We start from the raw sequence: 22,408 nt of genomic DNA, 5'->3' as shown, positions 1-22,408 counted from the left end.
CGCCCCGGTGGGTGTCCCTACAATATGAGACCAATCGATGACCGAATCGCCCCTCATTCACATTTACCCGAACGTCCACCTGCCCGCCGACGCGCAGATCGACGAGTTCGTGATTCTCGGCAAAGCGCCGCGGGGCGCGCAGCCCGGCGACCTGCCGCTCACGCTTGGCGCGGGCTGTGTCATCCGTTCGCACAGCGTGATCTACGCGGGCAACGTGATCGGCGTGGGCTTGCAGACCGGGCATCACGTTGTCATCCGCGAGGAGAACACGATTGGTGATCACGTGAGCATCGGCACGCACAGCATCATCGAGCATCACGTCACGATTGGCAACCAGGTGCGCCTGCACAGCCGCGTGTTCGTGCCGGAATACAGCCAACTGCACGAGGGCTGCTGGCTTGGCCCCGGCGTCATGGTGACGAACGCGCGCTACCCGATCAGTCAGGGCGCGAAGGATCGGCTGGAAGGCGCGATCATCGAGGCGGGCGCGATCATCGGCGCGAACACGACGCTGCTGCCCGGCGTGCGGGTCGGCGCGCGCGCGCTGATCGGCGCGGGCTCGGTGGTGACGAAAGACGTGCCGCCCGGCGCGGTCATGGTGGGCAGCCCGGCCCGGCAGATCAATCACATCGACAATATCCAGTTCTATTCTAAGGACTGAGGACTGAGGTTAAAGGACTGAGTCATTGAAGCATCAGGTCGTCTCTGTGCAGCCGACCGTGATGTTGTCTCAGTCCCCAGTCCTCAGCACTCAGTCCTGCTCTCTTGGAGGCAGCATGGCTAAAATTCCCCTCGTCGACCTCAAAGCGCAGTACGCGGCGATCAAGCCGGAGATTGACGCGGCGCTGGCCCGCGTGATCGCCAACACCAGCTTCATCGGCGGCGCGGAGGTGACGAACTTCGAAGCGGCTTTCGCGCAGTTCCAGCGGACCAAGCGCGCAGTGGGCATCGCCAACGGCACGAGCGCGTTGTATCTCGTGCTGCGCGCGCTCGGCATCGGCGCGGGCGACGAGGTGATCACCACCCCGCACACGTTCATCGCGACCGTCGAACCAATCGCCCAGAGCGGCGCAACGCCTGTGTTCGTGGACATCGACCCGGCGACGTATAACATCAACCCGGCGCTGATTGAGGCGGCGATCACCCCGCGCACCAAAGCGCTCATGCCCGTGCATCTGTACGGTCAGCTCGCGCCGATGGACGCGATCATGGAGATCGCGCGGAAGCACAACCTGTACGTGATCGAAGACGCGGCGCAGGCGCACGGCGCGGAACTGCACGGCCTCCGGGCGGGCGCGTGGGGGCATGCCGCGTGCTTCAGCTTCTATCCCGGCAAGAATCTCGGCGCGTATGGCGATGCGGGCGCAGTCTGCACCAATGACGAGGCGCTGGCCACGCTGATCGCCAAACTGAAAGATCACGGGCGCATGAGCAAGTACGAGCACGACGAGCTCGGCTATGGCGAACGCCTCGACGGGCTGCAGGCGGCGATTCTCGGCGCGAAGCTGCCGCATCTCGAAAGCTGGAACGCAGCGCGCCGCCAGCATGCCGCCTATTACACGCAGGCGCTGGCGGGCGTCGCCGGGGTGCAGACGCCGCAGGTTATGGCGGACAGCCAGCACGTCTTCCATATCTACTGTGTGCGCGTGCAGGGCGACCGTGACGCGATCCTCGCAGAGCTGAATCAGCGGGGGATTGGGGCGGGCGTGCATTACCCGGTTCCGCTGCACTTGCAGCCCGCCATGCGCGGGTACGGCGGCCAACCGGGCGCTTTCCCGCAGTCTGAAGCCGCCGCCCAGTCGATTATCAGCTTGCCCATCTACCCGGAGATGACGACCGATCACCTGTCGCAGGTGGTCGAAGAACTCGTCGATGTGGTCAGCGTGCTGGCGAAGTAAGACAAAAGCGCCGATCACCCACCGGCCAAACCAAACCCCAAAAACCACTCACAAACGAAACCCGCCCCCGACCCCCCCTTCTCCCCGCCTGTACTTCCCTCACGCCCCCCCCCCACACCGCCCCCGTGGGTTCCCCCCCCCTCTTGTTCCCCGTCCCCTTCCCCCCCCCTTTTCCTTCCTTCCCCTCCCCGTTTGGCCCAACCCCCCCCTTCCCCCCCCCCCTCCCCCCCCCCCCCCGCCGACACCCCCCCCCCCTTTTTTGTTTTGGTGGTTTTGTTGTTTTTTGTTTTTTTTCTTTTGGGGAAAATTCAACCCCCAATTAACCCCCCCCCCCCCCCCCCGCCCCCTCGCGTTTTTTTCTTCGCCTTTCGGCGATGCTTTGACGAACGTTGATTCAGGAAATCCCGTTTACCAAGTCCCGATCCCATGCGATTTTGTTGACACTGAGATTGGTGCGAACACGCTCCATACCGTTTTTGAACATCAGCACAACGCCTCTGCCGAAGACCCCGGTCGTTGGGTACCCCCGGGCCCCCTCCACCCGCCGGGGTTCAGCAGGCTGCAAGGAGTGCGATCATTTTTCCAGCGCTGATGAAGCTGCCAGCCCTTTTGCCCTTTCCGTTTCCGCGCCGTAGATCAATATCGCGCAGAGTGACCCGTGTTTTTGCTTTTGCCTGGAGTGGTCTTCAAATCATCATCGAAGACGACAACTGGGAGGGTGAGGATTCTAAAGCCGCGCGCAAAATCGACTTCACGTTGTACCCAGCGCGAATCGAGCACGTCCCGCCTAAACCCCCCCCGGGCCCCCCCCCCCCCCGCCCCCCCCCGCCCCCCCCCGGGCCCCCCCAGTGACACTGAGAGTAAACCATGCCTAAACGCGTCGAAATTATCTCCAAATAGCGGATCTTCAAGAAAGCCATTTTCGCAATTGACGAAGTCCGACTGCGCCACGAAAAGTACGACGGCAGCCTAGGCGGCGAAATCACGCGGCTCACCCTCGAACGCGGGGATGGCGTTACAGCCGTGGTCTACGATGTCGATACAGATAATGTGATCTTCACTGAACAATTTCGCCATACCACTTATGAACGCGGTGACGGGTGGCTGCTGGAAGCGCCTGCCGGGATGTTCGACACGGTCGAAGAAGCGCCGGACGACGCCATGCGCCGCGAAATTTTGGAAGAAATCGGCTACGAAGTTGAAGAACTGCGGCATATCACCACGTTTTACCTGAGTCCCGGCGGCACATCAGAACGCATCTTCCTGTACTATGCCGCGGTCTCGTCGGCGCACAAGGTTGGTGTGGGCGGCGGCCTGATCAGCGAAGGCGAAGACATCCGCGCGGTCGAAATCCCCTTCGGCACCGCAATCAAGATGTTGTACGCTGGGGAAATCAAAGATGCGCGAACCATCATCGGCTTGCAGTGGATGCAGATGCATTACCCCGAACTACGCATACGCGGCAATTGAAAACGGGTGGAGTGTCGGCGCATCGGCCCACACCCACCCGTAGACAGACTTACGGCAGTTGAAACGCGACCCCCGCGTAGCGGTCGAGGCACTGATGGCTCGGCTCGGTGAAGGGATCGGCGAGGAACTGATCGACAATCCGCGTGGCACAAAAATCGGGCAGCACGCCGTGCGTCGATTCCGGGAAGGTGTAGCTGTACCCATAAGTGAGCTGTTCGGCGGCGGCGTCCGCCCAGTGGGCCGGCGTGACCGGATCATACGCGCCGTTGAGCATCAGGGTCGGAATGTCGCTCACCACGGGCGTATTCTCCACCGGGTCAAGCTGAGTTCCCCACAGGGCACAGGTTGGCTCCCACGAGGTATACCCATCCCGGAAGTGTTCCGCGAAGATCGGGCGGACACTGGCGAGCACCGCCTGATCCGCTTCGACGTTTGTCATGAGTACATCGTCGCTGCAGCGCATGGCATAGAACGCGCCTTCCGACTGCCGATCGATGTTGTTTTGCGCCAGTGACTCCGCCATTTGAATCACCGCTTCGTTTTCCCCCGCGTACAGCGCGGCGATCAACAGGGGGAGGCGCGGCACGAGTGCATAGCTGTACATGGCGCTTTGCAATCCGGACAGCACCGCTTCGCCATCCACTGTGAGATCGATCAGTTCCCCGGTATTGGGATCAGTGACCTGCAGCGCCAACGGTTCGGCGTTGAGGCGCTGGACGACCTCTACCAGCATAGCGTCGAGGTTCGGGTAGGCAGCGGCACAGCGTTCGCTGGCGTCACAGTCGGCGACAACCTGATCCCACGCGCGCTGCAAACTGCTCGCCCATGAGGTTGACAGATCGACTTCCGGCGGCGTGACGCCTTCCAGAAGCACCGAGCGCACCCGATCCGGGTAGTGGCGCATGACCGTCATGGCCAGCGTTGATCCATAGGAACTCCCGAACAGCGAGACTTGCTCGTAGCCGAGCGCATCGGCGCTGGCGATCACATCGCCCGCGCTTTCGACCGTGGTGTAGGCGCTGATGTCGACGCCATCCGCGACCAACCGATCATAGCAGGCTTGCCCGCCGAGGGCGCTGTCGTGCAGTTCGTTGATTTCCGGACAGTCGAGCGACGGGAGCGAGTTACCGATGCCGCGCTGATCGAGCAGGATGAACGCATGGTTCTGGATGAACGTTTCGCCGAAGCTGTCGAGGCCGGAGGCGAAACGCGCCATGCCGCTGGTGCCGGGGCCACCTTGCAGGTAGATGATCGGTTCGGCGGGCGTGGCGCTTCTGGCCGGGAAAATCGCCACCATCACGCGGATCGTCGCGCCGTCGGGATCGCTGTGGTGTTCCGGCGTGACGACGTAACCGCAGGTGACGTCATAATGAGGCGCGTACCGGATCGGACAGGGAGCCGGTTCAAAGGTGGGAACAAACTGCGCTTGTACGGGCAAAGTGCTGAGCAGTAGGACGACAGCGCACAGAACGAGGATACGAGGCATAGTGCAACCTCCAATGCTTGGTTACTACCAAGTCACTACGTTCAGACCGCGTTCTTGATGCGCACCTAGTAACAGAGATCACCACGCTGGTGGATCAAAGTCAACCGTTGTAAACTGACTCAGCGCAATCGAACAGAGGCGGTAGGCGATGGGCAGCGAATTCGAAGTCGAAATTGAGAGCATGGCGCACGGCGGCAGTGGACTCGGACGCCACAAGGGCAGCCCGGTGTTCGTCCCGTACACCATCCCCGGCGAACGGGTGCTCGCCCGCCGCGTCGACACCGATGACAAGCGCATCCTCGCCGAAGGCATCACCCTGCTCGACGCGTCGGCTGACCGCGTGTTCCCCGTGTGCCCGCACTTCGGGCCGCACAAATGCGGGCGTTGTCACTGGCAGCATATGAACTACGCCGCCCAACTGCTGATCAAGCAGGACATTCTGGCGGATCATTTGTCGCGTATGGGCGAACTATCGGATCGCGCGATCCTCGCGGCCCTGCGCCCCACCATCGCCAGCCCGGACGAGTGGTACTACAACTATCACATGACGCTGACGGTCACCGCCGACGGTCAGATCGGCTTTCCCGATGCGAACGGGCGCGGCATCTTCCCCATCGAAGAATGTCACATCCTGCACCCGGATCTGCTCACGCTGTACCAGCAGATAGATATCGACCTGACGGGCTTTAAGCGCGTGCGTTTGCAGCAGGGCAGCGACGGCGACCCGATGGTCATCCTGACCACGCTCAGTGAAGACGCGCCCGAACTCGAAATCGACCTACCCGCCAGCATCAACCTGATTCTGCCGGACAACGTGCCGATGAATCTGATCGGCGACTCGCATTCGCGTTTCACGGTCAACGGGCACGCCTTCCGCGTAACCGCCGGGAGTTACATCCGCCCCAACTACTCGCAGTTGGACAATCTCGTCAACACGGCGCTCATGCTGCTCGATCTGCGGGGGGGTGAAAAAGTCCTGGATCTGTATGCGGGCGTCGGCATGTTCAGCCGCTTCGCCGCGCAGGCCGCCAGCCTCGTGACGCTGGTCGAGAGCTACCCGCCCGCGGTCACCGATGCCGACGAAAACCTCGCCGATCTCGACAATGTGGATGTCTTCGAAGGCGGGGTGGAAGTCGTGCTGCCCACGCTCAACGACCGCTATGATGCCGCCCTTGTCGATCCGCCCGCCGCCCTCAGCCGCGAAGCCTTCGCCAGCATCAACCAGATTCCGACGCTGGTCTACCTGAGCGATGACCCGGCGACGCTCGCCAAAGAGACCAAACGCCTCAAGCGCGCCGGCTATGAACTGGTTGTGGCCCAGCCCATAGACTTGTCACCACAAACTTATTACATCGATACAATCGCTTTATTTCATAGAGGCAAAAGTTAGTAACAAAAAACTTGACAAACGTTATGAAATTGCAATACACTCCATTTTAGCCGCGTAATTGAGGCAGATTCGACCCAATTTTAAGTATGGAGTTTTTGAAGCAATGGCACAACGCATTCGTGGTGTGGTGAAGTGGTTCAGCGCCGACAAAGGCTACGGGTTCATCACTCCAGAAAACGGTCCCGACGTTTTCGTACACTACTCTGCAATTCAGTCCACTGGCTATCGGAAATTAGAAGCAGGAGAACGGGTCGAATTCGAAATCATCGACGGCCCGAAAGGAAAACAGGCAAGCTCTGTCACTGCCGTCTAGCGGGATCGCAAATTACGTGATCGTCTCTTAAAAAATGTGTTTGGCATGGAACTTCTTGAGCCTATCCTAGCGATAGGCTCATTTTTTTGAGAAGCTATAGGGTATGTTGGATGTAACGTACTCAGGAGTTAAAAGCCCGTGGATTTAAAAGCGGTTCAAGCGGCAGCCGAACGAGCGGCCCTCAGCGCGGGGGAAGTACTGCGCCCGCTGTTCAACCACCCCCACGAAGAGACGATCAAAGCGAATATTTACGATGTGGTCACCGAAGGCGATCTCGCGGCGGAAGCGGCGATCCTGCCGATCTTGCAGCAGGCGTTCCCGGAATTCGGCATCCTCAGCGAGGAAGGCGGCGGCGCCGACGGTGGCGAGTATCAATGGCACATCGACCCGATTGACGGCACGACCAATTTTGCCAACAACATCCCGTTCTTCTCGGTGAGCATCGCGCTGGCGGATCGAAGTCTGCGCCCGGTGGTGGGCGTGGTCTACATGCCAATCCTCGGCGAGCTGTTCAGCGCGGCGCAAGGGCACGGCGCGACCCTCAACGGCCAGCCGATCCATGCCTCGCGTACAGCAGATATGCGCCGCGCGGTCATGTCGAGCGGCTTCCCCACAGATCGCCACACGGTCGAGGGTGACCTCAACAACCTGCGGCATTGGCGCGACATGCTGTGGGCGGTGCGCGATATGCGGCGCTTCGGTTCGGCGGCGCTCGATCTGTCGTATGTGGCGTGTGGTCGGCTGGATGGCTTCTGGGAGCGGCGTATCCACTCGTGGGATGTGCTGGGTGGCATCTGCGTGATTCAGGAAGCGGGCGGCACGGTCACCGACATCGGCGGTGGCACAGCCAAAGCCTTCAGCGGCGAAGAAGTCGTCGCCAGCAACGGTTTGCTGCACGGCGACATGCTCAAGGTGCTGCAAGGGTAACCTCACCCCTAAATCTCCTCTCCTCTTTTCGGAGAGGGGACTTGAAAAGCCCATCTAACTCCCCCTCGCCGCTCGGAGAGGGGGCTGGGGGGTGAGGTTGATTAAAGGAGGACGAGGCAGGCCTCGTCCCTACACAACAACCCGTATCTGGCCCCTCGCCGCTAGGTGGATGGGCGAGTGGGGGAGGTTGGAAACGACGGACGCAATTGCTTGCGTCCCTACGAAACGCCGGGGCCTGGTTTACAGCCCGTAGATCTCGCCGTACTTCGCTTCGAGATACTTCATATATTCGCTTGACTTGATGCTCTCCCCGGTGATGCGCTTCGTCAATTCAGCGGGGGTGAACTTGCGGCCGTGCTGGTGAATGTTCACGTTGAGCCACTTGAGCAGCGTGTCGAACTTGCCGCGCTCGATCTCCGCGGGGATTTCCGGATGCGTGCGCAGCGCCTGCTGCCAGTACTGCGCCGCCAGCATGTTGCCGAGCGCGTAGGTGGCGAAGTAGCCGATCAAGCCGCTGGACCAGTGCACATCCTGCAGCACGCCGAGCGTGTCGGTCGGCGGCACGATGCCGAAGTAGGCTTCAAAGCGCTGATTCCACTCCTGCGGCAGCTTTTCGACCGGGATGTTCCCAGCGACCATTTCCATTTCCAGTTCAAAGCGCAGCATGATATGCAGGTTGTAGGTCGCTTCGTCGGCCTCGACGCGAATGAACGACTGCCCGACCTTGTTGATCGCGCGGTAGAACGTATCGACGGACACATCGCCGAGCGACTCGGGGAAGGTCGCTTGCAGTTGGGGATACGCCCACGTCCAGAAGCCCTTGCTGCGCCCGACGAAGTTCTCCCACAGGCGCGACTGCGACTCGTGCACGCCGAGCGACGTGCCGCGCGAGAGCGGCGTGCCTTCCAGCGTCGGCGATACGCCCTGCTCGTACATCGCGTGACCGGATTCGTGCATGGTGCCGAAGATCGCCGGGCTGATGAAGTTCTGGTAGTAGCGGGTGGTGATGCGGACATCGCCCTGATTGAAGGTGATGGCGAACGGGTGTGTCGCTACATCGATGCGTCCCCGGTTGAAGTCGTAGCCGATGGCGCTGGCGATGTCGGTGCAGAACTGGCGCTGCCGGTCAAGCGGGAAGTCGCGGTGCAGCACCTCATCGCTGACGTGGTCAGCACGCTCGTTGATCTGCGCGATCAGCTTGACGAGCGGCGGCTTGTGTTCGTCAAACAGGCGTTTGACCTCGCTCGACTTCATACCGCGCTCATACTGCCCGAGCAGGGCGTCATACGGGTGTTCCTGATAGCCGATGTAGTCGGCCATGCGCCGCGTCAGGTCGAGGATGCGCGTGAGGATCGGCGCGAAGGCGGCGAAATCATTTTTGGCGCGCGCCTCTTTCCAGATGTTGTGACCGAGCGCGGTCGCTTCGGCATGTTCCGCGATGAGATCCGACGGGATGCAGGTGTTTTCGTGATAGTCAACCCGCGTCACGCGGATCATGCTGGCTTCGTCGGAGTCGTAGGCCACATCGCCAAGTTCCAACTGCGCCTCTTTGAGCAGCATGTCGGTCTTTTCGTCGGTCAGCATTTCGTGGCCGATGCGGGCGAGCGTCGCGACCTGCGCGGCGCGCCCCTTGGAGCCGCCCGGCGGCATGTTGACCTGCTGATCCCAGCCGAGCAGCGCTTCGGCGCGGTTGACGTTGCGAATCTCCATCAGATGATGCAGGAGCGCCTGATATTTCTCACCCATCAGTTTCTACCTCATGTCGAAAGAATGCGGGGAATAGTAACAGGCGCATCGCTAAAATGCGATAGACCGTTTGAATTTAGTTGAATAGGGCACGCTGGGCGACAGCTCATCTGGCGCTATAATGGAGCGGACTAATCAATCCACCGAGAGACACCGCATGGCGCTGCCCAAGTATCATATCGAAACGATTTTCACCCCGGAACAGACCAACCCGGACGACGCGCACAGTCTGCTGATGCGCCTCGTGCCGCCGCACAGCCGCGTGCTGGAACTCGGCTGCGCGTCCGGGTATCTCTCCGGCTACATGGAGCAGCGCCTCGGCTGTACGGTGACCGGGCTGGAATTCGATCCCGCGGCGGTCCAGATCGCCGCGACGCGCATGTCCCACGCGTATTTGGCCGATCTCGATCAGCCGGACGCGCTCGATCTCGCCGCGCCCACCGCCCCGTTCGATGGGCTGCTGGCTGCCGCCATCCTCGAACATCTGAAGTATCCCGAAGCGCTGCTCCAGCGGGCGAAAACGCTGCTCAAACCGGGCGCGTGGGTGATCGTGTCGCTGCCCAATATCGCGCATTGGAACGTCCGCCTCAAGCTGCTGCGCGGGCGCTTCGACTACGCCGATTACGGCATCATGGATCGCACGCACGTGCATTTCTACACGGTCGACACGGGGCGGCGCTTACTCGAAGATCAGGGGTACCGGGTAGAGGCGGTGCACATCGCCGGGAGCGCGCTGCAAAACCTCGCCAACCGCTTCGCCCGCGCCACCCAGCGTTCGCTGCCTGCGCCGCTTCTGCCGGGGCTGCTGGCCTACGAACTGATCTATGTGGCAACTCTGCCGGGCTGAGCTGCTTGACTGCTGGAGAGAGGAAAAAACAAAAAAACGGGCGGGAGTGTTCCCGCCCGTTGACATCTAAGCTTAGCGAACGACGTTTTCCACGGGGATGTAAATGGGCTGCGCGTTGCAATCGATCCAGACTTGGGCAAACGCTTCGCCAAAGTCGGTGATGTACCACGTGCCGGCGGGCAGGTTGAAACCCGCGTACGCGCTCACGTCGTCATCATAGAAGGCCAGCGCGCCTGCCGGAACGTTGTAAATCGGAGTTCCGCTCGGCAGGGGATTAGCGCAAGCCCCGGGCGCAACCGCCGCGCTCCACGTGTGGGTCGCAGCACACGCGCTGCCAACTACATCCGACCATAGTTGAGCCGAGCTATTCGAAGCGTAGGTCGTAGTAGCAGCGGTTCCAATTCCGTCTTCGAGATAAACGCCAATCCCCGCCGCGCCCTGCAAAATGACGCCCCCGATGACAAAGCGGACGGTCAAGGTTTCGCCCGCGCCGACCTGCGCGCCCGCCCCCGCCCGAAAAGCTCCATCATCCCACATATTGATGGCATAGAAGCCCGCGTCCTGTACCTGAACGGTGATATCAACGTAACAATCGGCGGCATTGAGGGCGTAGTTGACAATCGTGCCCCCCGGTGCAGCCGCAGCAGGTAAGGCGGCGACAAACGCCGCGAGGATCAAACCGGTGAACAGCAAAAAGCGAAACTTACGAGTCATATGCTTCATGAGTGCGTCCCTTGATGTGATGTGAGATGCGCTTGCTGCTTACAATCACATCATAGGCTTGAATAATAAGAACGCAAGAAAAACCCGTCAGAAGTCGAAACACGCTTCAGCCACTTGACGTAGGACCTAAGGCGTACGAACGCGCCTACCTCGCTGACAGCGCCTCAAAGTCGCGGCGCAGCAGTCCGTAATAGCGCGCATCGACGAAGCGCCCATGCTCAAAGTAATGCTCGCGGAAGTGGCCTTCAAACTGGAAGCCGCACTTGATCATGAGGCGTTCGGAAGCATCGTTGCCCGCCGTGCAGTCCGCCCAGATGCGATGGACATCGAGATTCTGGAAGCCCCACGCGATGATGGCGCGCGCCGCTTCGGTCGCGTAGCCCTGCCGCCAAACCGACGGATGCAGATGCCAGCCGATTTCGATGTGGCGGTTTTGCGTGTCGAGGTCGTGCAGCCCACACATGCCGATCATGCGGTCATCGTCGGGGCGGGTGATCGCCCAATCGATTTCTCTTTGCGCCTGATAACCCTGCGCCAGCCAGCTGATCACGTCGAGCGCGCGCTCGGTCGTGGTCACGGGTTCCAGATTGAGAAAACGCAGCACGTCCGGCGATCCGAAAATGGCGCTGAAATCAGCGGCGTCTTCGGCGGTGATCTGGCGGAGGCGGAGGCGTTCGGTGGTTAAAACGGGGAACGTACCAAAATCGAAGGTAGGAGCCAAGGTATCGCCTTTCTGATCCAACTCTGGCGATTGTGCCACACCTTGACCCCTTCTGCACTAATGAAGATTGCTTACCAGCTCTCATCCGGCGGGTAGATGTTCGTGTATTCGGTGCGCGTGCGCTCGCTGACCATCATGTCCTTGACGGCGTCGCGCCACGTGAGGAAATGCGCCGTTTCGCGGTGCGCGGCTAAGGCGTCCTTCGAGCGGTAGACTTCGTACAGGCAAAAGCGCGTCGGGTCGTCCTGCTGCTGGTTGAAGTCCCAGCGCGCCACGCCGGGTTCCTGATTGCTGCCGCGCGCATTGGCCAGCGTCGCCTCGATGAACGCATCGACCATCTCCGGTTTGACGTGAATGTAGACCATGAGGATGTGCATACGGATTGCTCCTAATTTTGCTCGTGCTTGAATACCCTAGAGTATATCGGCCAGCCGCATCCCCGCACACCGCTTGACAAGCACGAGACTGGTTTTATGATGCAGCCAACATAGATCAAGGAGCAGTGGCATGTTCAAAGATACGCCAGCATTCAGCGGTTTCTCGGTCGATGACATTGCACAAGCGAAGGCGTTTTACGCCGGGACACTCGGCATTGAGGTAAGCGAAGAAGAGGATGAGCTGATTCTGCACTTTGGGGGCGGCACGAAAGTCTTGATCTACGCCAAAGGCGAATACCATGTGCCCGCGACGTTCACGGTGCTGAATTTCCCCGTGCCGAATGTCGAGCAGGCCGTGGACGCGCTGACGCAGCGCGGCGTACAGTTTGAAGTCTATGACCTGCCCTACCTGAAGACGGATGACAAAGGGATCGCGCGCGGTCAGGGCGGCCCCAATATCGCGTGGTTCAAAGACCCGGCGGGGAATATTCTCTCAGTGCTGGAGGCTTAGGGACGGCACCTGCGCGGTTCGTTCCGGCCCAACGGTAACAAGGCAGGAGGTCATTTCAGAATCGCTGTGTTCCTTGGTATCGGCAACCCTAACGCCGCCCTCTTCGCAAGAGACCGCGGGGGACTCCCTAACCTCCCTTCACCAATCGCCCTCTACCACAGGAGAGGCGCGCACTGGCACCGCCATGATCAATTAGCCCAACGGCCCCTTGCGCGTCCCTACTCAGTCCTCAGTCCTCGACCCTCAGTCCTGCTATTCCGTCGCCGCCTGCATGAGCTGATACAGCCGCGCCGCCATTGACGCCGGATCCGGGTGGATGCCGTCTTGCAGCAGCGCCGTCTCGAAGACCTGCTCGATCACCGCGTCGATGATCGGGTTCTGCGGGTCGGCGGCCAGCTTGCCGCTCAGGTTGTAGATCAGCGGGTGGCGCGGGTTGAGTTCCAATGCCTTGACCGGCAGTTCGTAATCGCGATCCATCAGGCGATTGATGCGGAACATATTGCGTGTCGGGTTGTGGTCGCTGGTGACGAGGCGCGCCGGGCTGCCCACCAGATTCTTGCTCTCCTTCACGTCGGTGACACGTTCGCCGAGCACGGCCTTGAAGCGCTCCTGCACGCCCGTGAACTGATCTTCGGGCAGAGCGTCACGCGGCGCTTCTTCGTCCGCGCTGACCGCCCCGACATTGCTCAAATCGATGTCGGCTTCGTCGGCGGCGCGCAGCTTGTGCCCGCTGAACTCGCTCAAGCCCATGATCAGCACCGGGTCAACCGGATCGACGAAGTACAGCACTTCGATGCCGCGCTGGCGGAAAGCGTCGAGGTGCGGCGAGCGGGTGGCGCTGGCGTAGTCGTCGCCGATCACGTAGTAGATGTCGGTCTGGTTCTCCGCCATGCGCTCAACGTACTGCTGCAAGGTGATCCACTCGTCGGCGCTGGCCGTCTTGGTCGAGGGGAACATGAGCAGCGGTTCGATATCTTCGCGTTCGCCGGGGCTGACGACTACACCCTGCTTGATGTGCCGCCCGAACGCCTCGAAAATCTGGTGATAGACTTCCGGCTTGTTCTTCTGCAGGCGCTTGAGTTCGTTGAGCACCTTGTTGGTGATCGTCTTCTTGAGGTTGGCCATGACGCGCGTCGCCTGCACGGTTTCACGGCTCACGCTGAGCGGCAAGTCTTCGCTGTCGACCACGCCCGCCACAAAGTTGAGGTAGTCCGGCAGGAGTTCGGTCGTATTGTCCTGAATCAGCACCTTGCGCGCGTACAGCTTGAGGCCGGGTTCGCGCCGCCCCATGAGCGGATTCGCTTCGGAGCCTGCGGGAACGTACAGCAGCGCGTAGAACTGGAGCGGCACATCCGCGCGCATGTGGATGTGATGCACGGGCTTCTCCCAGTCAAACGTGAGCATCTTGTAGAACTCGTCGTACTGCTCGTCGGTGACTTCTTTGCTCTCCTGCCGCCAGATCGCCACCTGCTTGTTGACCGCTTCCTGCTCCTCGCCCTCTTTCGGCTCGCCCACGTAGATCGGGTAGGCGATGTAGTCGCTGTGGCGGCGGACGATGTCGCTCAACTTCCACGTCTTCAGGAAGTCTTTGGCGTCTTCTTTCACCGTGATGATGATGTCCGTGCCGCGCGTCTCACGGTCGCTGGGTTCGATCGTGTACGTGTCCGACCCGTTCGACTCCCACGCGAAGGCCTGCGCTTCGGGGTGGGCGGAGCGTGACACCACGCGCACTTTATCCGCGACCATAAACACCGAGTAGAAGCCGACGCCGAACTGTCCGATCACATCCTGCCCGCCCGCCGCCTGCTGCTCTTTGAGCTTTTGCACAAAGGCTTTCGCGCCGCTGTGGGCGATCACGCCGAGGTTTTCGACCATCTCCTCGCGCGTCATGCCAATGCCACTGTCACTGATGGTGAGCGTGCCCGCCTCTTCGTCCGGCGTGATCTCGATGTAGAGTTCCGCGCCCGCATCGACGAGGTTGCTGTTGGTCAGCGACTCGAACTGCACGCGGGTCAGCGCGTCCGACGCGTTCGAGATCAGTTCGCGCAGAAAGATTTCCCGATCCGTGTACAGCGAGTGGATGAGGATGTCGAGTAATTGTTGAATTTCGGCTTTAAATGAGAATTGTTCTGCCATGTGGTACACGCCCCTAAAACAGACTGATTGAATACGTCTACTGTTTTAACAGGGGTGTGTAAGAATCAGGTAAAAAATCCGCGCCACAGTCAGAAATCGCCGGGGCGGAACACAGTTCACACATGCAGGGACTGTAGGGACGCCCAACGGGGCGTCCGCCATGCGCTAGACACAACGGACGCGCTGTTGCGCGTCCCTCCGAATTCTGTTTTCCTCAAACCAGCGACTTCATGGCTCCTTTCAACCCCCTGTCAAGAGACGCACAGGGGATGAGACTTAGCCTACCGTGTGACGCTGACTTCGTACGCGCCGCCGGAGCCAAACGCGCTGATCACGATGTAATATGCGCCGGGCGCGAGCGTGACCGTCAGCCGCGAGTTGAAGTTGTTGTCGCTCAGGGAAATGTCGTCATTTTCGGCGACGAGATTATAGCTGGCGTCATACACGTACAACTGCGGGTCGACATCGCTGCCGGGGGTCGCATTCACTTCGATAGTGAGGCTCTGGCGGTCATTCACGGCCAGCGTGTAAAAGTCATCGTCGAAGGTATCGACGTTGCCCGTGAGCGGACGACCGATTTCGATTTTGCCGCGATCCTGCGCGTCGCTCGGGTTGAAGGCGGCGTTGGTGCTGCCGTTGAATTCAAACCCTTCCGCACCCAGCGTGGCGAAGACACTCTGCAGCTCCGGGTTCGCCGTCAGGCTCCCGATCAGTTCGGGAAACTGGGAAGCGACCTGTTCGACAATCGGCCCCGCCACGCGCGGCAGGACGAAAAAGGTGAACGCGCAGCAGCCGATCACCAGCGCGCCGACGATCGCGAGGCAGGTGACGAACGGGTTGCGCCCGCGCTGCTGGCGCGGCGGCTCAAAGGTCGCATAGGTCGGGCGCGGCTGCTGTGCGCCTTGACTAAACGGATCGGAACTGCTGGCGAACGGGTCGCCACTGCCGACCGGGGGCGCGTTGCTGGCAAACGGATCGCTGCCGGACAGGTCAGCGCGCGACGACGAATTTGGGAAAATGTCGTTGGAGGAACGCGACGCATTGGCGAACGGATCATCGTCGGAGACGGGGAAGGAAAAGGCGTCTTCCTTCGATCGCTGTTCCGCTTCCAGGCGCGCGAGCATCTTCTGCGCGCGCTGATCGCTCGGGCGCAGGCGCAGTACCTGATTGAGCGCTTGAATCTGGCGGGCGGGATCGGTGAGCGCATTCGCCATCAGCCACCACGCGTCGGCGTTGTCGCGCTCAGATCGAAGAATGGGCTGCAAAATGGCGACGGCTTCTTCCTTTTGCCCCTGGCGAATGAGGTCGTAGGCGCGACGCAGTTGGTCAGCGGACATGAAAATATACTCCCAAGCATCAAAACCCAATTGGTACCAGTATATGTCGCGTTGCGAACCTGTGCATCCGACCAAAGAGGGGAATTTTCGGCGGCGGCAGATCTGCGCATCCGCAGCATCCAAACCTCACCCCGGTGATAATATTCAACCTCACCCTGCTGGCTGCGCAAGCCGTCCCTCTCCCAGGAGGGGAGAAGGACACAACCCGCCGTGCCCTTGCCCCTCTCCAGAGGGAGAGGGGCGGTTGAGCGCAGCGAAACGGGGTGAGGTTAGGTGAAGCACAGAGGAGCAGGAGGCGCTACACCATCACGCGCAGCGCCGAGAAACCACGCAGAATGTAGGTGCTCCGGCGTTCGGGATCACCAGCGAGCTTGAGGTCGGGCAGCCGCCGCGCCAAGGTCTCAAACGCGATCTGCCCTTCAAGCCGAGCGAGCGGCGCGCCGAGGCAAAAATGGATGCCGTTGCCGAACGCCATATGCGGATTCGGATCACGCGTGATGTCGAACGTGCTCGGGTTAGCAAACTTCTCCGGGTCGTGATTCGCCGCGCCGAACATGGTCGCGACCTGCTGCCCGCGCTGGAAGGTCACCCCGTTGAACTCGACATCGTGCAGCACCGTGCGGCTGGTCATCTGCACCGGGCTGTCGAAACGCAGACATTCTTCCACCGCCGAACGCGTGAGCGTCGGGTTCGCCTTGAGCAGCGCCCATTGATCGGGGTGGGTGAGCAGCGCATACAGGCCGTTGCCGATCAGGTTGACGGTTGTTTCGTGCCCCGCCAGCAGCAGCAGCACGCAGGTCGCGATCAGTTCGTCCTCCGTGAGTTTGTCGCCTTCGGCTTCAGCGGCCAGCAGCCCGCTCAACAGATCATCCTGCGGCGCGCGGCGGCGCTGATTTGCCATATCCCGCAGATACCCCGCGAATTCCGCCGCATTGACCGATCCCTCGTCATAGACCGAAGGATCGGTCGTCAGTTCCAGCGTAAAGGCTAGCGCCCGCGACCAGCGGCGAATGTCGTCCATGTCACTGGTCGGCACGCCGAGCAGTTCCGCGATCACGGTGATCGGCAGCGGGAAAGCGAAATCCGCGATCACATCCATGCCGCCTTTCGCCAGCGCACCATCGATCAACTCATCGGTGATCGCCTGAATGCGGTCGCGCAGCCGTTCGATCACACGCGGGGTGAAGGCTTTGTGCACCAGACCGCGCAGGCGCGTGTGCGTCGGCGGGTCGCGCATCAGCATCCACCCGGCCATCACCGCGTTGAGCGGTTGCTGACTCGCCACAGGGTCGCCCCACCCGAGTTCGTCGCGCGTCATAAAGTTGAGGATTTCATGGCCAAAGCGCGGATCACGCAGGATGGCGGCACAATCCTCGTACCGGGTGAGAAACCACATGCCCCAGTCCTGCCAGTGAAAGATGGGCATAGTCGAGCGGAGCATATCGTAGACCGGGTAAGGATTCGCCTGAAATTCCGGTGCCAGCGGATTGAAATTCATTGCCGGACGTGAAACCATAGATTTGTCACCCTCATTTGACCGTGTGTCATCCTGTTATACGCCGGAAGCGGCGGTCTGGTTGCTGTTACTCATGGTTTACACGGTAAACGAATGCCGGATCATCCGCGAATTGAGTCACGATCCGGTGCCCACACTCCAGCCGCCATACACTAATAATCCGTCTGAGCCTTCCTATGTAAATTAATTAACCTTACGTAAATTCCTTGTGAAAAGTTATTATGTTAACTCTTCTTGAATTGACATTACGTATAAATCAACTATATGATCATTTGCAGATAGTGAAACTTTGCACACTCGCTCACGCGAAGGAAAACCCCATGAACGCCCGCTGGACTCTTCTCATCGCCGCCGCTTTGCTGCTCGTTTTCGTCGTCTCGCCGCTTCACACTGCCTATGGTCAGGATCCTAATCCCTCGTCTTCAACAAGCACCTCCACTTCGAGCAGCACGTCGTCGAGCAGCACGCCGTCGAACAGCACGCCGTCGAACAGCGCGCCCAGCGTGCTGCCAATCGTACCGTTCGTCGAACCCAGCCCCGACATTCCTGCCGCCTATGTGCTGCGCGTAATCATTTGCGATATCCCGGTCTTTGAAAACCCTGCAAGTGTGGTCATCCCCAGCGCGAATGTATTTGCTGGGCAGACGTTCTACGCTGATCCGTTCGATACCATCGCCGCCGACGGTTCCCACTGGACACAGTTTTTCGACGGCGCGTTTGCCTATCCGTTCATCCCGTCGGTCTGTGTGCAGTAACCGTTTGTAGCGAAACTTGTCCACCGCGCCCCTCCAATAGGAGGGGCGCGGTGTTTTTTTGGACTTTAGCCGGCAGGCAGCGATTCTGCGCATCAGCCACCAAACCTGGGCGGGCAAGGTAGAGTCCCCAACACTGACCCCGGGCTGTAAGTTATATTGATTTTTCGTAAATTTAACCACATTCATTTATGCTTCTTAATTAAAATCCATTGACTCCCGTTTTGAAATGGATTTATTATCGATATAAGTCAGCAAACATCGCAGCTTTCGCTTCCATGAAGGAAACATTATGAAACGCTACTGGATCCTCCTCCTGGTCTCCGCGCTCCTATTCGTTGTTGTCCTTGCTCCTGTTTCCGCCCAACCCGGCGCCAAAAGCGACCCGGCCGTCGTCGATGCCTATCAACTGAGCTGCAGCGGCGGCAGCGCCGAAGGCAGCTCGACCGCGCCGTATGTCGCAATTATCGTGGACTATGCCTTCGCGAAAACGTCGTCCAATCAGCGGACCATCAGCATGCCCGTCAAACACACGGAGCTGATTCGCACAGGCGCCAAGCCGCTCAATGGGTTCATCCCCTTTGGCCACATGGTCATCGTCCCGGTCGTCGATGGTCACTTCAGCGGCGGCGTCTCCATTCCGGAAGTTCCCGAAGGGACGCCCATTATGATGTATGTGTTCCCGGTCGACAATCTGGAAACCCCCTTCCCCATCGGTGACCCGTGGATGCACATCGAAGCGTGCAAACTGTATGTCGGGCCGTATCCGGAAGTGGGCTATCTGCCGCGCACCATCATCTGCGACTCCGCGCTGTATGACAGCCCGGCGGGCAATCCCATCCCCGGCACCGCTGTGACGATTGGCCAAACATTCTATGTTGATCCGATTGCGGTCACTGCCGCTGACAACACCAGTTGGATGCAGATTTTCGTCGGCGGGTGGGCGGATGGTTACATCCGTTCGGAGTGCGTGCAGTAACGCTCCCAGCCTTTGTCAGTTCCAGCCGCCTCCAGTACATGGAGGCGGCTTTTTTTATTGGCCCCTGACGGTCTAAAAGTAAGCTACCGAATGTTCTTGCGTAGGGATAGACCGATGTGTCTGCCCGGTTGTGGGCGCACACGCAGGTGCGCCCCTCCCGCCACGAAAGAACAAAACTCGTCATTTTGCGAAGACTTGTCGGACAGAGCACTAATGAGCCCCCCCCCCCCCCGCCCCCCCCCCCCCCCCCCCCCCCCCCCCGGACCCTGTTGGCAGATCAGTGGCGCGCCTCAGATCACATTAAATCAAGCACATAATTGATTAATTTCTTTACGCTTTATCAAGGCTCATTTACTGAGCGATGCGCTAAGCTTGTCCATAAGAGTATTGCACCGCTAGTTTCAAGAAAGGTAGACTATGAAGCTCCGCTGGATCTCTCTGGTCACCGCCGCTCTGCTCCTCGGCCTGCTGATTGCTCCCCTCCAGACGGCGAACGCTTACGCCGATGTCACCGACTACACCCTGACGTGCAGCAGCTTCACCGCGACCGGGACGTCGGATGCGCCGTATGTCACGCTGTATGTCACTCAATCCATTGATGATGTTGTTCCACTCCATTATGTGGTTATTCCCGTCATCGATGGCACGTACAGCGGCACGCTCACCTTCCCCGCCTATCCCGCCGGGACGGAATTGGATTTTGAAGTCTGGGGCACGCTCAATCCCAATAGTGCCTATGAAGAAGATGGGTACTGGGATGATGATGTTTGGTTTTACGAGATTGAGCGCTGTGTGCCCGTGGTGGAAATTGGCCCCTCTTGGCCGGTTGAGTTTGAAATGCGCAGCGTCATCTGCGACACACCGATCTACGAGAGTGCGGGCGGCGCGGCCATCCCCAATGGCATGGTCTACGCCGGGCAGACGTTCTATGGGGCCGCGGTCGATACGGTCGCCCCGAATGGTTCGCGCTGGATCCAGATCTTTGTCGGCGGCTGGGAGAATGTTTTTATCCCAGCGGACTGCGTGCTGTAACCTACATCTCATTAAATCAGAGCCGCCTCTGTGCGAGCGTGCAGAGGCGGCATTCTGCCTCCGAGAAAATACCTGTCGAACAACTTTCTGAATAACTGGTGGTGCATGCACGCCGAATGGCGCACCGCATACAGCGGTTATGGACAATCTAAGCGCCAGATGCTCTGCTGGTTTCAGTGAGCAATGCGCAGATGCTGGCGCTGGACGATTGGATGCCGAACGGCAGTTCTGAAGCGGGTTGTATCTCCGTCGAACCCAAGTAACACTCACTACCCCTCAATGCGACTGGCAGGCACAGTCCTCTCCAACTTCTTGTTCAGCCCGTTCGGCTCACTAATGACAGCTTATTCGAGGCTGAAGGGGAGAATGGCCTGCGCTTTGCCGTTGGTGATGTGGCGGGCGTTGTGCAGGGCATACCGCGCTGCCGGGACAACCGTCTCGGCGAGCTGCGGCGGCAGATTCTTGACCTTGCCGCCAACGACGGCGACCGGGGCCGACTCCGGCAGCTGCGCGAGTTCACGCGCTTTCTTGATCGCTGCGCGGAGATCGCCGAGTTCATCGACCAGACCCTGCCCAAAAGCCTGCGCGCCCGTCCAGACGCGCCCACCGCCGACCGCGTCGACGGCTTCCGGTGTCAGTTTGCGCCCACGGGCGACGCGCTCGACGAAGCGCTGGTATGAGGCTTCGATGATGCGCCGCACCTGCGCGCGCTGCGCCTCGGTGAAGGGGCGTGAATCGACGTAGAGGTTAGCATTCGCGCCGCGCATCAGTTCAAACGCCTTGACGCGCAGGAGATCACGCAGGCCGCCGGTGACCGGTTTCGCCGTGACGACGCCAATCGACCCGGTGATGGTGCCGGGCTGCGCGACGATGTGCTGCGCGGGCGTGGCGATGTAGTAGCCCCCCGACGCGGCCACCGCGTTCATATAGACGACGAGCGGGCGCGTCTTGGCGAGCTCTTCGAGGGCGCTGGTCATAGCTTCGGCGGCAATCGCCGCGCCGCCGCCGCTGTCGATGAAGAGGACGACCGCCGCCGCCGCTTCGTCTTTCATCAGCGCGCGCACCTGCTGCACAACGGTGACATCGCCCGCGCGTTCGCCGCCAATGAACGGAATCGGCAGATCGACGGGTGGCGCGCCGCTCTCACCGGGAACCATCAACCCCGTGACCTTGAGCACCGCCACATACTTTTCGCTCGGCGGCTTGATCGGCGGCAGGAGCAGACGCTTGCGCGCGTCAGCGAAGGGGATGACATGCTCGCTGCCGAGATGTTTATATAAGCCCTCCTCGTGCACCACGCCATCGACGTAGCCCGCGGCGAGCGCGTCCGTGTCAATGTGCGGCGCGGTGTCGATCATCCGGCGTACCTCATCGGCGGAACGCTTCCGCCCCTCGGCAATTCCGGCGATCAACTGCTCGTAGCGCGAATCGATCAACCATTCCAGTTGTTCGCGGCCTTCGGGCGACACATCACCGCGCGAAAACTGGTCGAAGGCGCCTTTGTAAGGTGAAATGGCGACGACATCCAGCGCCACGCCGATTTGCGCGAGCGCATCTTTGAGGAAGACCGCCTCTTGATGCAAACCAAGCGGGCTCACATCGCCGCCGGGCTGCAACAGGAGTTGATCGGCAGCGCTGGCGACGTAATAGGTGGCGAGATCGTAGGACTGCGCATGACAGATCACGCGCTTGCCCCGCGCCCGCAGCCGCTGGATCGAGCCGCGCAGCGTTTGCAGGTCGGCGCGCGACATGCTCAGGCCGCGCAGCGTCAGCACCACGCCGCGGACGCGGGGATCTGCGCCAATCCGCGTGAAAACCTCATCCAGCTCCCACAGGCTGATGGGCGGTTCGCCCTGCACGCGGCGCAGGAACCAGTTGCGATCTTCAGGGAGCGCGGGCAGGGCCGCGGGGAGCGTCAGCGTGAGGTAGTCGAGCCCGGTATGGCGCAGTCGCACCCGGTTGATGAGCAGACGGCGTCCGCGGCGCAGGATGCGCAGGGCGTGTCCGAGTTTGAGTTTAGGCAAGGGTTCAGCCTCCCAACTTCACTAACGATAAGACGACGACAGCGCCTATTGTACCGTGTCCGGCGGGCTGTGCCGCCAAGGCTTGGGCATGAAGGGAAGCGCAGCCTCACCTTTGATCGCTCGCCGAAAAGAGGAGAGACGAACAGAGCGTTTGCTGTCTGCCCTCGCTGAATTTCGGTTGAGGATAGAATACTTTTTAGTAATTGAGCCATTGTAGAGACAC

At 60.4% G+C, this 22,408-nt stretch carries 20 protein-coding genes; 11 read left to right on the top strand and 9 right to left on the bottom strand.

Annotated features, from left to right (window positions below):
- The first annotated feature begins 37 nt into the window (after positions 1-37).
- The 3 genes from IPK17_RS38260 to IPK17_RS38250 all read left to right on the top strand — a co-directional run bounded on the left by IPK17_RS38260 (position 38) and on the right by IPK17_RS38250 (position 3,368).
- Positions 38-661 (top strand): acyltransferase, encoded by a 624-nt coding sequence (locus IPK17_RS38260; protein ID WP_343423013.1) that lies wholly within the window; start codon positions 38-40, stop codon positions 659-661.
- A 115-nt stretch (positions 662-776) separates the two neighbouring features.
- Entirely contained in the window at positions 777-1,898 is a 1,122-nt protein-coding gene (locus IPK17_RS38255; RefSeq protein WP_343423012.1) for a DegT/DnrJ/EryC1/StrS family aminotransferase, read from the top strand.
- Between the two features lie 903 nt (positions 1,899-2,801).
- Entirely contained in the window at positions 2,802-3,368 is a 567-nt protein-coding gene (locus IPK17_RS38250; protein WP_343423121.1) for an NUDIX domain-containing protein, read from the top strand.
- A 49-nt stretch (positions 3,369-3,417) separates the two neighbouring features.
- On the opposite strand, the gene IPK17_RS38245 is transcribed toward IPK17_RS38250, so the two are convergent.
- On the bottom strand, positions 3,418-4,854 hold the full coding sequence (locus IPK17_RS38245) for an alpha/beta hydrolase (protein WP_343423011.1): 1,437 nt from the start codon (positions 4,852-4,854) through the stop codon (positions 3,418-3,420).
- A gap of 148 nt (positions 4,855-5,002) precedes the next feature.
- Between IPK17_RS38245 and IPK17_RS38240 the strand changes: the two genes are divergently transcribed.
- The 3 genes from IPK17_RS38240 to IPK17_RS38230 all read left to right on the top strand — a co-directional run bounded on the left by IPK17_RS38240 (position 5,003) and on the right by IPK17_RS38230 (position 7,484).
- Positions 5,003-6,244 (top strand): class I SAM-dependent RNA methyltransferase, encoded by a 1,242-nt coding sequence (locus tag IPK17_RS38240; protein WP_343423010.1) that lies wholly within the window; start codon positions 5,003-5,005, stop codon positions 6,242-6,244.
- Positions 6,245-6,347: 103 nt separating this feature from the next.
- Positions 6,348-6,557, top strand: coding sequence for a cold shock domain-containing protein (locus tag IPK17_RS38235; protein ID WP_343423009.1), 210 nt, complete (start codon positions 6,348-6,350; stop codon positions 6,555-6,557).
- Positions 6,558-6,695: 138 nt separating this feature from the next.
- Positions 6,696-7,484, top strand: coding sequence for an inositol monophosphatase family protein (locus IPK17_RS38230; protein ID WP_343423008.1), 789 nt, complete (start codon positions 6,696-6,698; stop codon positions 7,482-7,484).
- A gap of 240 nt (positions 7,485-7,724) precedes the next feature.
- Here the strand turns inward: IPK17_RS38230 and IPK17_RS38225 are convergent, their stop codons facing one another.
- On the bottom strand, positions 7,725-9,230 hold the full coding sequence (locus tag IPK17_RS38225; RefSeq protein WP_343423007.1) for a carboxypeptidase M32: 1,506 nt from the start codon (positions 9,228-9,230) through the stop codon (positions 7,725-7,727).
- 157 nt (positions 9,231-9,387) lie between these two features.
- Here IPK17_RS38225 and IPK17_RS38220 point away from each other — a divergent pair, with 157 nt between their 5' ends.
- Entirely contained in the window at positions 9,388-10,077 is a 690-nt protein-coding gene (locus IPK17_RS38220; protein WP_343423006.1) for a class I SAM-dependent methyltransferase, read from the top strand.
- A gap of 72 nt (positions 10,078-10,149) precedes the next feature.
- Here IPK17_RS38220 and IPK17_RS38215 read toward each other — a convergent pair whose 3' ends face one another.
- The 3 genes from IPK17_RS38215 to IPK17_RS38205 form a co-directional block, all read right to left on the bottom strand.
- Positions 10,150-10,800 (bottom strand): hypothetical protein, encoded by a 651-nt coding sequence (locus IPK17_RS38215; protein ID WP_343423005.1) that lies wholly within the window; start codon positions 10,798-10,800, stop codon positions 10,150-10,152.
- Between the two features lie 145 nt (positions 10,801-10,945).
- Positions 10,946-11,560: a GNAT family N-acetyltransferase gene (locus IPK17_RS38210; RefSeq protein WP_343423004.1), complete on the bottom strand. Its 615-nt coding sequence runs from the start codon at positions 11,558-11,560 to the stop codon at positions 10,946-10,948.
- Between the two features lie 32 nt (positions 11,561-11,592).
- Positions 11,593-11,898: a putative quinol monooxygenase gene (locus tag IPK17_RS38205; protein WP_343423003.1), complete on the bottom strand. Its 306-nt coding sequence runs from the start codon at positions 11,896-11,898 to the stop codon at positions 11,593-11,595.
- A gap of 130 nt (positions 11,899-12,028) precedes the next feature.
- Here IPK17_RS38205 and IPK17_RS38200 point away from each other — a divergent pair, with 130 nt between their 5' ends.
- A complete protein-coding gene (locus IPK17_RS38200) occupies positions 12,029-12,409 on the top strand; it encodes a VOC family protein (protein WP_343423002.1) in 381 nt (126 codons plus the stop codon).
- 252 nt (positions 12,410-12,661) lie between these two features.
- Here the strand turns inward: IPK17_RS38200 and htpG are convergent, their stop codons facing one another.
- From htpG to IPK17_RS38185, 3 genes are all read right to left on the bottom strand, one after another.
- Positions 12,662-14,545 (bottom strand): molecular chaperone HtpG, encoded by a 1,884-nt coding sequence (htpG, locus tag IPK17_RS38195; protein WP_343423001.1) that lies wholly within the window; start codon positions 14,543-14,545, stop codon positions 12,662-12,664.
- A 281-nt stretch (positions 14,546-14,826) separates the two neighbouring features.
- Positions 14,827-15,882 (bottom strand): DVUA0089 family protein, encoded by a 1,056-nt coding sequence (locus IPK17_RS38190; RefSeq protein ID WP_343423000.1) that lies wholly within the window; start codon positions 15,880-15,882, stop codon positions 14,827-14,829.
- Between the two features lie 298 nt (positions 15,883-16,180).
- Entirely contained in the window at positions 16,181-17,398 is a 1,218-nt protein-coding gene (locus IPK17_RS38185; protein ID WP_343422999.1) for a cytochrome P450, read from the bottom strand.
- Between the two features lie 320 nt (positions 17,399-17,718).
- Here IPK17_RS38185 and IPK17_RS38180 point away from each other — a divergent pair, with 320 nt between their 5' ends.
- From IPK17_RS38180 to IPK17_RS38170, 3 genes are all read left to right on the top strand, one after another.
- On the top strand, positions 17,719-18,153 hold the full coding sequence (locus IPK17_RS38180; RefSeq protein WP_343422998.1) for a hypothetical protein: 435 nt from the start codon (positions 17,719-17,721) through the stop codon (positions 18,151-18,153).
- A gap of 289 nt (positions 18,154-18,442) precedes the next feature.
- On the top strand, positions 18,443-19,129 hold the full coding sequence (locus tag IPK17_RS38175) for a hypothetical protein (RefSeq protein WP_343422997.1): 687 nt from the start codon (positions 18,443-18,445) through the stop codon (positions 19,127-19,129).
- 417 nt (positions 19,130-19,546) lie between these two features.
- Entirely contained in the window at positions 19,547-20,161 is a 615-nt protein-coding gene (locus IPK17_RS38170) for a hypothetical protein (protein ID WP_343422996.1), read from the top strand.
- Positions 20,162-20,505: 344 nt separating this feature from the next.
- Here the strand turns inward: IPK17_RS38170 and IPK17_RS38165 are convergent, their stop codons facing one another.
- A complete protein-coding gene (locus IPK17_RS38165; RefSeq protein ID WP_343422995.1) occupies positions 20,506-22,185 on the bottom strand; it encodes a S49 family peptidase in 1,680 nt (559 codons plus the stop codon).
- Positions 22,186-22,408: the final 223 nt, after the last annotated feature.

It is taken from the genome of Candidatus Flexifilum breve, assembly GCF_016713355.1.
Note: the sequence above shows the minus strand (reverse complement) of the source record. Positions and strands in the feature narration are given on the sequence as shown.

Bases quoted from the DNA above. Each gene is read 5' to 3' on its own strand.
- IPK17_RS38180 (WP_343422998.1), top strand. From the start codon at position 17,719: ATGAACGCCCGCTGGACTCTTCTCATCGCCGCCGCTTTGCTGCTCGTT.
- IPK17_RS38185 (WP_343422999.1), bottom strand. From the start codon at position 17,398: ATGGTTTCACGTCCGGCAATGAATTTCAATCCGCTGGCACCGGAATTT.
- IPK17_RS38235 (WP_343423009.1), top strand. From the start codon at position 6,348: ATGGCACAACGCATTCGTGGTGTGGTGAAGTGGTTCAGCGCCGACAAA.
- IPK17_RS38260 (WP_343423013.1), top strand. From the start codon at position 38: ATGACCGAATCGCCCCTCATTCACATTTACCCGAACGTCCACCTGCCC.
- IPK17_RS38170 (WP_343422996.1), top strand. From the start codon at position 19,547: ATGAAGCTCCGCTGGATCTCTCTGGTCACCGCCGCTCTGCTCCTCGGC.
- htpG (WP_343423001.1), bottom strand. From the start codon at position 14,545: ATGGCAGAACAATTCTCATTTAAAGCCGAAATTCAACAATTACTCGAC.
- IPK17_RS38200 (WP_343423002.1), top strand. From the start codon at position 12,029: ATGTTCAAAGATACGCCAGCATTCAGCGGTTTCTCGGTCGATGACATT.
- IPK17_RS38245 (WP_343423011.1), bottom strand. From the start codon at position 4,854: ATGCCTCGTATCCTCGTTCTGTGCGCTGTCGTCCTACTGCTCAGCACT.
- IPK17_RS38225 (WP_343423007.1), bottom strand. From the start codon at position 9,230: ATGGGTGAGAAATATCAGGCGCTCCTGCATCATCTGATGGAGATTCGC.
- IPK17_RS38240 (WP_343423010.1), top strand. From the start codon at position 5,003: ATGGGCAGCGAATTCGAAGTCGAAATTGAGAGCATGGCGCACGGCGGC.
- IPK17_RS38205 (WP_343423003.1), bottom strand. From the start codon at position 11,898: ATGCACATCCTCATGGTCTACATTCACGTCAAACCGGAGATGGTCGAT.
- IPK17_RS38255 (WP_343423012.1), top strand. From the start codon at position 777: ATGGCTAAAATTCCCCTCGTCGACCTCAAAGCGCAGTACGCGGCGATC.
- IPK17_RS38175 (WP_343422997.1), top strand. From the start codon at position 18,443: ATGAAACGCTACTGGATCCTCCTCCTGGTCTCCGCGCTCCTATTCGTT.
- IPK17_RS38215 (WP_343423005.1), bottom strand. From the start codon at position 10,800: ATGAAGCATATGACTCGTAAGTTTCGCTTTTTGCTGTTCACCGGTTTG.
- IPK17_RS38220 (WP_343423006.1), top strand. From the start codon at position 9,388: ATGGCGCTGCCCAAGTATCATATCGAAACGATTTTCACCCCGGAACAG.
- IPK17_RS38190 (WP_343423000.1), bottom strand. From the start codon at position 15,882: ATGTCCGCTGACCAACTGCGTCGCGCCTACGACCTCATTCGCCAGGGG.